This is a genomic window from Burkholderia pulmonis, from assembly GCF_984667975.1.
The window spans coordinates 14908-28690 of the sequence record NZ_OZ480187.1; the positions used below are offsets into that span (position 1 = coordinate 14908).

Annotated in this window: 10 protein-coding genes; 4 read left to right on the forward strand and 6 right to left on the reverse strand. The window is 68.5% G+C overall.

The window, feature by feature from the left end; all coding sequences use genetic code 11:
- Positions 1-7: 7 nt before the first annotated feature.
- Together shc and AC5LXK_RS16875 are read left to right on the forward strand one after the other, a co-directional pair.
- Positions 8-1981: a squalene--hopene cyclase gene (gene shc, locus AC5LXK_RS16870; protein WP_493392633.1), complete on the forward strand. Its 1974-nt coding sequence runs from the start codon at positions 8-10 to the stop codon at positions 1979-1981.
- A gap of 54 nt (positions 1982-2035) precedes the next feature.
- Positions 2036-2692, forward strand: coding sequence for a phosphorylase (locus AC5LXK_RS16875; protein ID WP_493394095.1), 657 nt, complete (start codon positions 2036-2038; stop codon positions 2690-2692).
- Between the two features lie 101 nt (positions 2693-2793).
- Here AC5LXK_RS16875 and AC5LXK_RS16880 read toward each other — a convergent pair whose 3' ends face one another.
- Entirely contained in the window at positions 2794-3774 is a 981-nt protein-coding gene (locus AC5LXK_RS16880) for an MlaA family lipoprotein (RefSeq protein ID WP_493392634.1), read from the reverse strand.
- On the reverse strand, positions 3767-6400 hold the full coding sequence (gene hpnN, locus AC5LXK_RS16885) for a hopanoid transporter HpnN (RefSeq protein WP_493392635.1): 2634 nt from the start codon (positions 6398-6400) through the stop codon (positions 3767-3769). Before hpnN ends, AC5LXK_RS16880 begins: the two co-directional genes overlap by 8 nt.
- Before the next feature lie 329 nt (positions 6401-6729).
- On the opposite strand from hpnN, the gene AC5LXK_RS16890 reads away from it, so the two are divergent.
- Positions 6730-7326, forward strand: a complete 597-nt coding sequence (locus tag AC5LXK_RS16890) for an MlaC/ttg2D family ABC transporter substrate-binding protein (RefSeq protein ID WP_493392636.1) — start codon at positions 6730-6732, stop codon at positions 7324-7326.
- 84 nt (positions 7327-7410) lie between these two features.
- On the opposite strand, the gene AC5LXK_RS16895 is transcribed toward AC5LXK_RS16890, so the two are convergent.
- On the reverse strand, positions 7411-8052 hold the full coding sequence (locus tag AC5LXK_RS16895) for a TetR/AcrR family transcriptional regulator (protein ID WP_493392637.1): 642 nt from the start codon (positions 8050-8052) through the stop codon (positions 7411-7413).
- A gap of 145 nt (positions 8053-8197) precedes the next feature.
- Between AC5LXK_RS16895 and AC5LXK_RS16900 the strand changes: the two genes are divergently transcribed.
- Entirely contained in the window at positions 8198-9718 is a 1521-nt protein-coding gene (locus tag AC5LXK_RS16900) for an MFS transporter (protein WP_493392638.1), read from the forward strand.
- Between the two features lie 54 nt (positions 9719-9772).
- Here AC5LXK_RS16900 and AC5LXK_RS16905 read toward each other — a convergent pair whose 3' ends face one another.
- From AC5LXK_RS16905 to AC5LXK_RS16915, 3 genes are all read right to left on the reverse strand, one after another.
- Entirely contained in the window at positions 9773-10417 is a 645-nt protein-coding gene (locus AC5LXK_RS16905; RefSeq protein WP_493392639.1) for a response regulator, read from the reverse strand.
- A gap of 32 nt (positions 10418-10449) precedes the next feature.
- Positions 10450-11832, reverse strand: a complete 1383-nt coding sequence (locus AC5LXK_RS16910) for a cache domain-containing protein (protein WP_493392640.1) — start codon at positions 11830-11832, stop codon at positions 10450-10452.
- Between the two features lie 132 nt (positions 11833-11964).
- Complete coding sequence (locus AC5LXK_RS16915) at positions 11965-13530, reverse strand: sensor domain-containing diguanylate cyclase (RefSeq protein ID WP_493392641.1); 1566 nt, start codon at positions 13528-13530, stop codon at positions 11965-11967.
- Between the last annotated feature and the right edge of the window lie 253 nt (positions 13531-13783).

A 13783-nucleotide genomic window follows, 5' to 3' on the forward strand; every position in this document is an offset into this window, starting at 1 on the left:
GGGACCGATGAACGATCTCACCGAAATGGCTACCTTGTCCGCCGGCGCCGTGCCGGCCGGCGTCGACGCGGCCGTCGCACGTGCGACCGACGCGCTGCTGGCCGCGCAGCAAGCGGACGGACACTGGGTCTACGAACTCGAAGCCGATTCGACGATTCCCGCCGAATACGTGCTGCTCGTCCACTATCTCGGCGAGACGCCGAACCTCGAGCTCGAACAGAAGATCGGCAAGTATCTGCGCCGCATCCAGCAGGCCGACGGCGGCTGGCCGCTGTTCACCGACGGCGCGCCGAACATCAGCGCGAGCGTGAAGGCGTATTTCGCGCTGAAGGTGATCGGCGACGACGAGAACGCCGAGCACATGCAACGTGCGCGCCGCGCGATCCACGCGATGGGCGGCGCCGAGATGTCGAACGTGTTCACGCGCATCCAGCTCGCGCTGTACGGTGCGATTCCGTGGCGGGCGGTGCCGATGATGCCGGTCGAGATCATGCTGCTGCCGCAGTGGTTCCCGTTCCACCTGTCGAAGGTGTCGTACTGGGCGCGCACCGTGATCGTGCCGCTGCTCGTGCTGAACGCGAAGCGGCCGATCGCGAAGAACCCGCGCGGCGTGCGCATCGACGAGTTGTTCATCGATCCGCCCGTCAACGCCGGGCTGTTGCCGCGCCAGGGGCACCAGAGCGCCGGCTGGTTCGCGTTCTTCCGTGTGGTCGACCATGCGCTGCGCGCGGTCGACGGCCTGTTCCCGAGCTACACGCGCGAACGCGCGATCCGCCAGGCCGTGTCGTTCGTCGACGAGCGCCTGAACGGCGAGGACGGCCTCGGCGCGATCTACCCGGCGATGGCCAACGCGGTGATGATGTACGACGTGCTCGGCTATGCGGAAGATCATCCGAACCGTGCGATCGCGCGCAAGGCGCTCGACAAGCTGCTCGTCGTGCAAGACGACGAAGCCTATTGCCAGCCGTGCCTGTCGCCGGTGTGGGACACGTCGCTCGCCGCGCATGCGCTGCTCGAGACCGGCGATGCACGCGCGGAAGCCGCCGTGCTGCGCGGCCTCGAATGGCTGCGTCCGCTGCAGATCCTCGACGTGCGCGGCGACTGGATCTCGCGCCGCCCGCACGTGCGGCCCGGCGGCTGGGCATTCCAGTACGCGAACGCGCACTACCCGGACGTCGACGATACGGCCGTGGTCGTGATGGCGATGGATCGCGCGCAGAAGCTCGAGCAATCGGACACGTATCGCGAATCGATGGCGCGTGCGCGTGAGTGGGTCGTCGGCATGCAGAGCAGCGACGGCGGCTGGGGCGCGTTCGAACCGGAAAACACGCAGTACTACCTGAACAACATCCCGTTCTCGGATCACGGCGCGCTGCTCGATCCGCCGACGTCCGACGTGTCGGGCCGCTGCCTGTCGATGCTGTCGCAGCTCGGCGAGACGCCGCTGAACAGCGAGCCGGCCCGCCGCGCGCTCGACTACATGCTGAAGGAACAGGAGCCGGACGGCAGCTGGTACGGTCGCTGGGGGATGAACTACGTGTACGGCACGTGGACCGCGCTGTGCTCGCTGAACGCGGCCGGCCTGACGCCGGACGATCCGCGCATGAAGCGTGGCGCGCAGTGGCTGCTGTCGATCCAGAACAAGGACGGCGGCTGGGGCGAGGACGGCGACAGCTACAAGCTGAACTACCGCGGCTTCGAGCAGGCGCCGAGCACGGCGTCGCAGACGGCGTGGGCGCTGCTCGGCCTGATGGCGGCCGGCGAGGTGAACAACCCGGCCGTTGCGCGCGGCGTCGACTACCTGGTTGCCCGGCAGAACGAAGAAGGCCTGTGGGACGAGACGCGCTTCACGGCGACGGGCTTCCCGCGTGTGTTCTACCTGCGCTACCACGGCTATCGCAAGTTCTTCCCGCTGTGGGCGCTGGCGCGTTTCCGCAACCTGAAGCGCGACAACGCGACGCGCGTCACGGTCGGGATGTAACGCGTGGGCGTGTCACAGCACAACGGCGCATTGCCTGTCATCGCGGTGACGGGGATGGCATTCGAGGCGCGCATCGCTCGCGGTGACGGCGTCGAGGCCGTGTTCGCCGCACGGGCCGACCGGCTCGAGCGCGCGCTGGCGGACGCGACCGCGCGTGGTTGCGCGGGCATCGTCAGCTTCGGCACGGCGGGCGGGCTCGCGCCCGACCTGGCGCCCGGCACGCTCGTGATCGCGAACGCGATCGACGGGCCGTTCGGCCGCGTGGAGACCGACGCGGGCTGGAGCACGCGGCTCGTCGCTGCGCTGCACGACACGCCGGTCTGGGCGCGCGTCACGCGCGGCACGATCGCGGCCGTCGGCGCACCGGTTATCAGCGAACAGGACAAGGCGTCGCTGCATCACGCGAAGGGCGCACTGGCCGTCGACATGGAGTCGCACATCGCGGCGGCTTTCGCGGCCGCGCGCGGCGTGCCGTTCGCGGTGTGCCGCGCGATCGTCGATCCGGCGTGGCGTACGCTGCCGCGCGCGGCAACCGCCGGCCTGCGCGACGACGGCAGCACGGCGATCCTGCCGATCCTGCGCGAACTGCTGAAGCAGCCGTCGCAGCTCGGCCCGCTGCTGCAGGTCGCAAGCGACGCGCGCGCGGCGCGCACGACGCTGATCCAGGCAAGGCACGCGTTCGAGCGTGCGGGCGCGATGCGGATCGTTTGAGCGGTACGCGCCGCGTTTCCCCTCCTCCCGTTTCGCACCGACAAAAAAAGAGCGCTGCATGATGCAGCGCTCTTTGCTTTTGCGCGGCCGCCGTTGCGGCGTTACTGCGCGGCCGGGTTGCTTGCGGGGGCCGCTGGCGCGGCCGGCACGGTCGCCGAACCGGATGACGCCGGCATTGCAGAAGCCGCGGCCGGCGCAGCAGCCGGCGCACTCGCCGGCATCGCGTTGTCCGCACCCGGATCGTCGTACTGCGGCAACCCCGGCGCGGCCGGTGCGTTGCTCGGCGTGGCGCCCGATGCACCGCCCGACTCGCCCGGATCCTCGTAGTTCGGCAGCCCCGGCACGGCCGGCGCGGCGCCCGATTCACCCGGTTCGTCGTAGGTCGGCAGCGCGCCCGACGACGACTGGCTGCGGTACGTCAGCGACTTGCGCTGCTGCAGGTACGCATCGCGCACGAACGAATACGGATCGAGTGCAGCCTGATTCAACAGGTCGGTCGCACCGAGCAGGTCCGAACGCGCGCTGATGAACTGCGCGATGTACATCGGGTTGCGCGCGGCCGGCTCGATGTAGTTCAGCAGGTTGAAGCGCACGTCCACCGCGCGGCCGACGCCGTCGCGGATCGTGCTCGGCCCGAACACGGGCAGCACGAGGTACGGGCCCGACGGCACGCCCCAGCGCGCCATCGTCAGCCCGAAATCCTGGTGATGCTTCGGCAGCCCGGCCGGCGTCGCGATGTCGATCAGGCCGGCGACGCCGAACAGCGAGTTCATCGCCACGCGCATCAGATCCTCCGTCGCGTCGGTGATGCGCAGCTGCAGCAGGTTGTTCGCAATGTTGCCGAGATCGCCGATGTTCGAGAAGAAGTTGCTGATCGCGGTACGCACCGGCGTCGGCGTGACCTTCTGGTACCCCTTCGCGATCGGCTGCGCGATGTTCGAGTCGACCGTGTCGTTGAACTTGTACATCGCCCGGTTCATCGGCTCGAGCGGGTCGTTGGGATTGCGGTTCGGTCCCGTCGCGCAGCCGGTCAGCAACGCGCTGGCGGCAACGGTCGCCGCCATGATTCGCACCTTATTCATTGATTCCTTGCGATTGGTTCTTGGCGCGTTTGACGCGCGGTTTGCCCATCAGGACGGGCTGAAACACCACGGCGCCGATCAGCGTGCAGGTCAGGGCCAGCGCGAGCAGTTTGCCCATGCTCGACGTGCCCGGGTGGTGCGACAGCCACAGGCTGCCGAATGCGGTCGCCGTCGTCGCGGCGCTGAACAGCACGGCATGCGTGAGGCTCGAATGCAGCAGCCCCGTCTGCCCCGCGCGCCACGCCATCACGAAATACACCTTGAACGCGACGCCGACGCCGAGCATCAGCGGCAGCGCGATGATGTTCGCGAAGTTGAGCGGCATGCCGAGCACGACGCACATCTCGAGCGTCACGACGCCCGACACGAGCAGCGGCACCAGCGTGCGCAGCACGTCGCCGAAACGGCGCAGCGTGATCCACAGCAGGACCGTGATCGAGATGATCGACCACAGCGCCGCGTGCAGGAACGCGCTGATGATCGTGTCGGCCGAATGCAGGATCGAGATCGGCCCGCCGGTCGCGCCCGGCTCCGCGGCCTTCACCGTCTTCGCGAAACGGCGCAGCATCGTGTCGTCGTTCGGGTCGACGCCCTTCGGCACCTTCGGCGAGATCTGCACGAGCGCGTGGCCGTCCGGCGCGACCCAGTCGCGCACGAGTTGCGGCGGCAGCGATTCGCGCGTGATGTCCTGCGGCTGCAGCAGCGACGCGAGCTGGTTGAGCGCGATGCGCAGCGTATCGGAGAACGCGCGCTCGGCACGGTCGCGCGTCGCGCTGTCGGCGGCGGCGAGCTTCGCGAGCGATGCCGACAGGTGCTGCGCGGCCGCGGCGCCCGGGCCCGGGTGATCGTCGGCCGCGTAGCCCAGCAGGTCCGACACGCGCTTGAGCGCGGCGACGCGCTGCGCGTCGGTCGCGGGCGGCGCGGCCGGCTGCGTCAGCGCGGGCAGCAGGTCGCTCGCGGCCGCGGCGATCGCCGCGCGCTTGGCCGGCTGGTCGGCGGGGATGAAGGTCGACAGCGTGGTCGTGCGGCCGACTTCGGGCAGTGCGTCGAGGCGCTTCGCGGCCGCGTCGGCTTCGGCGAGCGACGGCGCGAGCAGCGTGACGTCGTTGACGGCCGCTTCCGGCGAATCCTTCAGCGCGAGCAGCGTCGCCATCGATTCGCTGTGCGGATCCTTCAGGTGCAGCGGGTTGAAGTCGAAGCGCAGGAACGCGAGCAGCGGCAGCGCGCCGATCACGACCACGAGCGTGCCGATCAGGATCGGCTTGCGGTGGCGATCGAGATAATCGTCGACCGGTGCGAGCCACGGGAAGCCCGGCGTCTTCGATTCGCCCGGCGGCGCGAACAGGCGCAGCAGTGCGGGCAGCAGCGTGAGCGTGGTCAGCAGCGCGACGAACATCCCGACGCCTGCGATCAGGCCGAGCTCCGACACGCCGCGATAGGCGGTGGGGATGAACGAGAAGAAACTTGCGGCGACGGCCGCGGTGGCCAGCGCGAGCGGCATGCCCATCGAGTGCGCGGCGCCGATCAGCGCGTGATCGATGCGCGGATCGCGGAAGCGTTCCTCGCGATACTTCACGCCGTACTGGATCGAGAAATCCACGCCGAGGCCGACGAACAGCACCATGAACGCGACCGAGATCATGTTCAGCGAGCCGACCATCGCGAGGCCGAGCGCGGCGGTCACGACGAGGCCGACGAACAGCGTGACGAGTACCGAGCCGATCATCCGCTTCGAGCGCAGCGCCAGCCACAGGATCACGAGCACCGCGAGCAGCGTGAGCGCGCCGTTGAGCGCGGCACCATCCTCGACCGACGCGAATTCGTCGTCGGCGAGCGGCTGTTCGCCGGTCAGGCGCACGACCGCGCCGTAGCGCTTCTCGAGGTCGAGTGAACGGGCCGCGTCGCGGATCACCTGGCTGGTTTCCGCGCCGGCCTTCAGCGCGCCGTAGTTGACCACGGGCTGCACGGTGACGAACGCGCGCGCGGGCTGCCGGGCGGCATCGCTGTCGACCAGCGCGCGCCACGAGAACGCGGCCGGCTTGCCGGCCAGCACGTCGTCGACCGTCGCCGCGCTGCGCGCGAGCAGCTTCGCCATCGCGGGCAGCTTCACCTGGCCGGTCAGCAGCGGCTGGCCGAGCGTGGTGGACAGCGTGGTCGCGAGCCCGGTCAGGCTCGGGTTCTTCGCGAGCTCGTTGACGAGCGGGCGCGCGCTCGCGAGCTGCGACGTCGTATCGGAGACTTCCTGCGGCGACAGGAACAGCAAACCGTTGTGTTCGAAGAACGGCCCGCCGCCGGGCTCGGCGACCTGGCCGATGCGACCGGCGGTCGCGTCCTTCTGCAGCGCGTCGGTCAGCGCCTGCGCGGCGGCATTCGCGAATTCGGGCGCGGGCGCTTCGACGACCGCGAGGATCGTGCCGTTGCGTTGCGGGTACGCGTTGTCGACGGCCTGGCCGAGCGCGGCCCATTGAGGTTCGGCATCGACGAGCTTGCTGATGTCGGTGTTGATCTTGAAATGCTGCGCGACATAGACGCCGCTGAAGGCGGCGATGACGAGCGACAGGACGACGACCCAGACGGGGCGTCGTACCGACCACGCAACGAGTCGGACGATGAGAGATGTCACCATGTGGCGGTGGGGAGCGGCTGGCAAGGGCAAAGTAGCCAAGTATACCGGCGCAGCGTGACGACGGTCGTGACGTTGGGGTGGATTCGGGGCGGGAAGGAGATTTGCTCGCGACGGCGGAATCGGTACGGTTGACCGGTTTATTTGTATGGGGATATTTACATAGTCGGCGCCGGTGGTCCCGGCGCGCCGCGCGGTCGCGCCTGTGACAAACGAAGCTGAAAGGTAACAGTCGGTCACCGTGCGGCAGCCGGGCGTCAGGCCCGGTATACTTTGCTTCACCGGCCGATGCAAAGAGCCGGTCGTTTTTTTCCACCGAGTGCGATATTCGTATGAAACGTCATCTGTTTGCTTTCGTCGCGGCGGCCGCCGTGTCGGTTTCCGCTTTCGCGCAGAGCGCGCCGGTCGATATCGTCCGCAATGCGGTCGAGGGTACCGTTACCGCGATGAAGGCCGACCCGGCCGCGCGCGGCGGCGACATGGCGAAGGTCACGCAGGTCGTCGAGCAGCGCTTCCTGCCCGCGACCAACTTCGAGCGCACGACCCGCATCGCGGTCGGCGACGCGTGGAAGCAGGCCACGCCGCAACAGCAGCAGGAGCTGTACAAGCAGTTCAAGCTGCTGATGACGCGCACCTACGCCGCGTCGCTCGCGCAGCTCGGCAGCCAGGACGCGAAGTTCTCGTTCAAGGCCGGCGGCGCGTCGGGCGCCGACGCGCTCGTCCAGTCGACGGTCACGACGCCGGGCGACAGCCAGTCGGTCGGCTATCGTCTCGGCAAGGTCGGCAACGACTGGAAGATCTACGACATCGACATGTCGGGCGCGTGGCTGATCCAGGTCTACCAGGGCCAGTTCAAGAGCCAGCTCGCAACGGGCGGGATCGACGGGCTGATCGCGTATCTGCAGAAGCACAATTCGCGGACGAACTGACGGCGGGTGCAAGGCCGCAGTCCGGATGCAGGAAGGGCGCCCTCGGGCGCCCTTTTTCATGGCTGCGCCCGGGTGGATTGTGCGTTATGCGCCGACGCCGAGCATCCGCAGGCAATCGTCGACCACGGCGTCGACGAACGCGGCGCGATCCGTTTCCGGCGCCGCGATGATGTGATCGGTCGCGCCATGCACGCCCGCATAGATCAGCAGCGCGGTGACCTGCGGGTGCGCGAGCCGCCACGTGCCGGCGCGGGCGCCGCCGTCGAGAATCGCCCCCAACTGCTCGAGGATCGCGTTCTTGTCGGCATTCGTGCGATCGTGGTGGTGATGGTTCGTGTAGACGATGTCGTGCGTGCGGTAGGTCGCCGCGTAGGTTTCGATATTGGCGCGGATCCACGCACGCAGCCGCGCGAGCCAGTCGTCGGCGTCGCACGCGTCCACCGCGTGCTGCAGCCGGTCGAGGAACGACGCCGTGTAGCGCTGCGCGAGCGCGGCAAGCATGTCGGACTTCGATTCGAAGTAGTGATAGAAGGTGCCCTTCGCAACCTGCGCGTGCTCGACGATCTCGCTGACGGTCGTCGCTTCGACACCCTGGGCGAGGAACAGGGTCTCGGCCGCAGCCATCAGTTCGTCGAGGCGGACTTCCGCCGGCTTCGTGCGCGGCTTGCCGGCCGGCACGTCGTCGTTCGCTGTCCTGGTCCCTGCTGTCTTTGTCCTGTCCGTCATTGCGCGGCTCGACGCCCGTTCTTGCAAAGCCCGCAGTTTAGGCCAAGCTCTCCGCCCACGGCCAACGCAATCCATTGACCGACGGTCAGTCGATATATAAGATGAGAATCATTCTCATCATTGTGCCCGTCGAGGGCCGATCGCCATGTCTCGTTACCGTCGCGCCGCACTCGTCCTGGCCGCCTGTCTCGGCACCTTTCTCGCCACGCTCGACATCAGCATCGTCAACGTCGCATTGCCGACGCTGCAGACGGCGCTCGATACCGATATCGGCGGCCTGCAGTGGGTCGTCAATGCGTATGCGCTCGCGCTGTCCGCGTTCATGCTGTCGGCCGGGCCGCTCGGCGATCGCTATGGCCACAAGCGCGTGTGGCTCGCGAGCGTCGTCCTGTTCACGGCCGGGTCGATCGTCTGCGCGTGCGCGGGCGGGCTCGGGCCGCTGCTGATTGGCCGCGCGATCCAGGGGCTCGCCGGCGCGCTGCTGATTCCCGGCGCGATGCCGATCCTCACGCATGCGTTTCCCGATGCGCGGCAACGCGCTCGCGTGATCGGTGGATGGTCCGCGTTCAGCGCCCTTGCGCTGATCCTCGGGCCGCTGCTCGGCGGGCTGCTCGTCGAGCATGGCGGCTGGCAGGACATCTTTCTCGTCAACGTGCCGATCGGCATCGTGACCGTGCTGCTCGGTGCGTGGGGCATTCCGGAGCGCCGACATCCGGACCACGCGGCGTTCGATCCGTTCGGGCAGGTGCTGAGCGTGGCATGGCTCGGGTTGCTCACGTACGGGCTGATCGGCATCGGCGAAGCCGGTGCGTCTCATGCTCACGCGAAGGTGCTTGCCCCGCTGGCGGGCGCCGTGGTGGCGTTCGTCGTATTCGTTCGTGTCGAAACGCGCGTCGAGCGGCCGCTGCTGCCGGTGTGGCTGTTTCGCGACCGGCGGCTGGTGCGCGCCAATCTCGCGTCGTTCGTGCTCGGGTTCTCGGGGTACAGCAGCCTGTTCTTCCTGTCGCTGTTCCTGCAGCAGGCGCAGGGGCGCGCGCCCGCCGAGGCCGGCTGGCAACTGATGCCGCAGTTCGTGATGACGGCGATCACGTCGATGCTGTTCGGGCGCATCGCGGCGCGTATCCCGTTGCACACGCTGATGGTGGCCGGATACGGGCTGATCGGCGCGATGCTCGCCGTGATGGCCGGCTTCGGGGCGGGCACGCCCTACGTGGCGGTCGGCATGGCGCTGGCGCTGCTCGGCGTCGGCATGGGGCTCGCGGTGCCCGCGACCGGAATGACCGTGATGGAACTGGCGCCGGCCGAGCGCGCGGGGATGGCGTCGGCGACGATGAATGCGCTGCGGCAGACCGGGATGAGCATGGGCATCGCGGTGCTGGGCAGCATGATGAGCGTCGGCGCGTTGCACCGGATGACGGCCGCGATGCAGGCGGCAGGCGGCGCGCATGCGGAGACGCTCGCGCGGCAGGCCGTGATGGAACATGCGTTCGCTCCCGGACGGCCGGACATGCTCGGCGCGTATCGGGAGGCGATGGCGCACGGGTTCGCGATCGCGGTTCTGTGTTCTGGAGTCCTGAGTGTAGGTGTTGCGGTGATGTTGATGATGCGGCGTGAACGGGAGAAGCGATCGGCCGTGTCGTGCGTGACGTCTTCGCAGCCGGAATGACGTGGCGCACCGACCGGCTGCGACTTTCGCAGCAGATCGGCGCGGCGCGTGTGCCTACCGCCGCCGATGCTCGACCGCGAACTTGATCAGCTCGGCCTGCCCCTCGATCTCGAGCTTGCGCTTCAGATTGAGCCGGTGCGTCTCGACCGTGCGCACCGACAGCCCTGTCTGTTGCGCGATCTGCTTGCTCGACAGCCCTTCCGCGAGCGCGTCGAGGATGTCGCGTTCGCGCGGCGTCAACCGGTCGAGCGGCGACGCGGTCGCGCTGGCCTGGATCATCCGTGCAGCCAGCCCTTCGCTGAAGAATGTCTGCCCGGCCAGCACTGCGCCGATCGCGCGGACGATCTCGCTCGCGGGCGAATCCTTCAGCAGGTAGCCGCTCGCACCGGCACGCACGGCCTGCGTCACGTATTCGACGTTGTCGTGCATCGACAGCATCAGCACGCGTATGCCGGGAAAGCGATCGTGGAATACGCCGGCGAGCGTGATGCCGTTCATCCCGTTCATGCCGACGTCCATCAGCGTGAGGTCGGGTTCGAGCGACGCGGCGAGCGCGAGCGCCTCGTCGGCGTTGCCGGCCTCGCCGACCACCGACAGGTCGGCCGCTTCGAGCCGCATCCGCAGGCCGTCGCGCACGAGCGGGTGATCGTCGACGAGCAGCAATCGGGCGGCGGGCCGGGCGGAATCGGGGGCGCTCATGCGTGAAAGGTCTCCTGTCATGGGGCGGATCGTTACGCCGCGCTGCGCAGCGGCACGCGCGCGGCGACGATCGTGTGGCCGACCTGCGACGTGATCGTCAGCATGCCGCCGAGCGCGTCGAGGCGCTCGCGCATGTTGCGCAGGCCGATGCCGCGGCGCGCGTCGGCCTGCGAGCGTTCGGCGTCGAAGCCGCAGCCGTTGTCGGCGATGGTCAGCGTGACGGACTGCGCGCCGACGTCGAGCGTGACGGCCGCGCGCGATGCCTGCGCATGATGCACGATGTTGCTGAGCGCTTCCTGCGCGATCCGGAACAGCGCGGTGTTCACGGCTTCGGGCAGCGGCCGCGTGCCGCTGTGCGCGACCTGCGTATAGCCGATGTCGATGCCACTTTCGGCGCCGAGCTCGCGGACGAGCTGTTCGAGCGCGGCCGCGAGGCCAAGATCGTCGAGCATCGACGGACGCAGTGCATGCGAGATGCGCCGCACTTCGCGCAGCGTGTCGCCGAGCCGCCCGACACCCGACGCGAGCGCCTGCTCGGCCTCGGGCATGCGCGCCGTGCCGCGCTCGAAGCGCGCGAGCGCGGATTCGAGCATCAGCTTCGCGGACACCATCATCTGGCTGATCCCGTCATGCAGCTCGCGCGACAGCCGCGCACGCTCCTGTTCCTGCGATTCGACGACGCGCTGCGCAAGCAGCTTGAGCTTCGCGTCCGCGCTGCGCGACTCGCTGACGTTCAGCACGAGCGCGCACACGGCGATCGCCGCCGCGCCGGTGAGTGCGATCGCGGTGAGCCAGCTCATCGTCCGCTCGATGTTCGCGGACGCGCGCGCGTCGATGCGCTGCAGCGCGGTGTCGACGTCGTCGAGATAGATGCCGGTGCCGACCATCCAGCCCCAGCGTTCGAGTGCGACGACGTAGCCGAGCTTCGGCGCGACGCGGCCCGTCGACGGGCGTTGCCACGCATAGCGCACGTAGCCGCCGCCGCTCGATGCCGCGCCGATCAGCTTCTGGATCGTCAGCGCGCCTTGCGGGTCGCGCATCGACCAGTAGTTGTGGCCGACGCGCTCGGGCTCGCGCGGATGCATCAGTGAATTGCCGTGCAGGTCGTACACGAAGAAGTAGCCGTCCGGGCCGAAATCCATCTTCTGCAGCATCGCGAGCGCCTGCGTGCGCAGCATCGCGTCGTCGCGCGCGTTGCGGCCGCTCGCGTCGTAGAGCGGCATGATCGCGCTCGTCGCGAGCTCGACGTAGTGCTTCAGCTCGACTTCCTTGCTCGACAGGTACGCGGCCTGGATCGTCGCGTGCTGCGTGCGCGCGAGCGACGTTGCCTGCTGGCGCACGCCGAAGCCGATGCCGGCGATCGCGAGCAGGAACGGCACGATGGCCAGAAGGAAGATCTTTGCCTTGAGTCTCATGGTGGTGCGAAGCGGCCGCGAACCGGCGCGGGCCGGCCGGGCGCGTCAGCCGCGCGGCGGCGCGGTGGCGTGTCGAGCCGACATTGTCGGCGATTTTGTGCGCGGGCGGCGGCGCTCCGGGCACCCGGGCGTTCAGGCCTGCCGCGATTCGAAATGACCGGAGGACGGGGCCGTATGCACGACGATGCGGTTGCGCCCGCCTTCCTTCGCGCGATACAGCGCGTCGTCGGCGAGCTTCAGCGCGGCCTGCATGTCGTCGTCGTGTTCGGGATAGCTCGTCGTCACGCCGATGCTCACCGTCAGGCGGCCGACCGTGCCGGCGTCGTGCCGGATGCCGAGATCGAGGATGCCCGTCCGGATCGCTTCGGCGATCGTCACCGCGCCGTCCGTGTCGATGTCCGGCAGCACCACGACGAACTCCTCGCCGCCGTAGCGCGCCGCATAGTCGGCCGGGCGGCGCAGGCAGCCGGCGATGCAGTGGCCGACCGCGGCGAGCGCGTCGTCGCCGGCCTGGTGGCCCTGTGTGTCGTTGTAGCGCTTGAAGTAATCGACGTCGATGAACAGCAGCGACAGGGCGAGCTGCGAGCGCGCGGCGCGACGCCATTCGCGCGCGAGCGTGACGTCGAGCATCCGGCGGTTGTCGAGGCCCGTCAGGCCGTCGGTGCGCGCGAGCGCCTGCAGCTCGGTTTCCGCGCGATGGCGCTTGCGCAGCTGCACGTCGAGCAGCAGCGACAGGCCGACGAAGCCGATCGCGAGCGCGGCCATCACGGAGCCGATCGGAATCGCGCGGTCGTACCACGCGGCATAGGTGTCCGCTTCCGAGCGCGCGACCATGATGATGAGCGGCAGGTGATCGAGGTGCCGGAACACGTACAGGCGCCGCACGCCGTCGATCGACGCGGTGTCGGCGAAGCTGCCTTCGCTGGCGGTCATGAAGCGCCGGAACGTACTCGCACGGCTGATGTCGCGGCCGACGATCCCGGGGTCGTACGGTTCGCGCGCGAGCATCTGGCCGTCCGTGCTGATCAGCGCGATCGAGCCGCGATCGCCGAGCGACAGGCGCGAGAACAGGTTCTGGAAATATTCGAGCCGGATCGACATCACGGCGACGCCGCCGAACGACCCGTCGGGTTTCGTGATCCGCCGGCTGAGCGCGATGCTCGGCGAGCCGCCGCGCAGGCGCGAATGATACGGGGGGCTGACGTACAGGCCGGCGTCCGGGTGGTCGCGCTGCACGGTGAAGTACGGTTCGTTGCGGAAGTTGGCCTTGCGCGGCACGTCGCTCTTGCCGTCGACCGAGATGTCGCCCTTCGCGTCGAGCACGTAGATGCCGCCGAGATACTTGGCCGTCGTCGCACGATCGAACAGCACCTGGCGGCGCATCGGCATCGGCAGCCTGACGACTTCGGGGTCGTTCTCGCCTTCGACGACGGCCTGCAGCGACAGTGAATAGATCTCGATGTTGCGCTCGATGTCCCACGACGCCATCAGCGCAAGGTTCTGCTGCATCGCGGCCGCGCGGTCGCGCGCGTCGATGCGGCCTTCGTACAGCACGATCCCGCACAGGAGCAGCAGGATCAGCGCGATCAGCAGCCCCGTGTAGAAGATCAGGTGCGGCAGCAGGAACCGGCGCAGATGCGCGGCGACACGGCTCGTCAGGCCGGATTCGCTGGGCATTGCGTAGTCGGTTTCTGCCATGGTCCGAGGATCGATGGGCATCGTCGCCTGGCGGCGGGCCGATGCGATTGTTCGTATGACGTGTCGGCGGCGATCCGGTGCGCGTGCTTCCGCGCATTCCTCCCGTTCAGCGGAGAAAACGGGCGCCGATTATCGGTAATCGTGGCCAGATAAACCGATAAATCACTTATTCACTGGCAACATCTGCCGTGATTCGACGATCCGACGAATCCGGTGATGCGAATTCAACGGAGTATAGCGCGCGTGTTCGCGT

What these genes read in the sequence shown, in the direction of transcription:
- AC5LXK_RS16915 (WP_493392641.1), bottom strand. Translation starts at nt 13,530, where the DNA reads ATGGCAGAAACCGACTACGCAATGCCCAGCGAATCCGGCCTGACGAGC.
- AC5LXK_RS16880 (WP_493392634.1), bottom strand. Translation starts at nt 3,774, where the DNA reads ATGAATAAGGTGCGAATCATGGCGGCGACCGTTGCCGCCAGCGCGTTG.
- shc (WP_493392633.1), top strand. Translation starts at nt 8, where the DNA reads ATGAACGATCTCACCGAAATGGCTACCTTGTCCGCCGGCGCCGTGCCG.
- hpnN (WP_493392635.1), bottom strand. Translation starts at nt 6,400, where the DNA reads ATGGTGACATCTCTCATCGTCCGACTCGTTGCGTGGTCGGTACGACGC.
- AC5LXK_RS16910 (WP_493392640.1), bottom strand. Translation starts at nt 11,832, where the DNA reads ATGAGACTCAAGGCAAAGATCTTCCTTCTGGCCATCGTGCCGTTCCTG.
- AC5LXK_RS16875 (WP_493394095.1), top strand. Translation starts at nt 2,036, where the DNA reads ATGGCATTCGAGGCGCGCATCGCTCGCGGTGACGGCGTCGAGGCCGTG.
- AC5LXK_RS16895 (WP_493392637.1), bottom strand. Translation starts at nt 8,052, where the DNA reads ATGACGGACAGGACAAAGACAGCAGGGACCAGGACAGCGAACGACGAC.
- AC5LXK_RS16905 (WP_493392639.1), bottom strand. Translation starts at nt 10,417, where the DNA reads ATGAGCGCCCCCGATTCCGCCCGGCCCGCCGCCCGATTGCTGCTCGTC.
- AC5LXK_RS16900 (WP_493392638.1), top strand. Translation starts at nt 8,198, where the DNA reads ATGTCTCGTTACCGTCGCGCCGCACTCGTCCTGGCCGCCTGTCTCGGC.
- AC5LXK_RS16890 (WP_493392636.1), top strand. Translation starts at nt 6,730, where the DNA reads ATGAAACGTCATCTGTTTGCTTTCGTCGCGGCGGCCGCCGTGTCGGTT.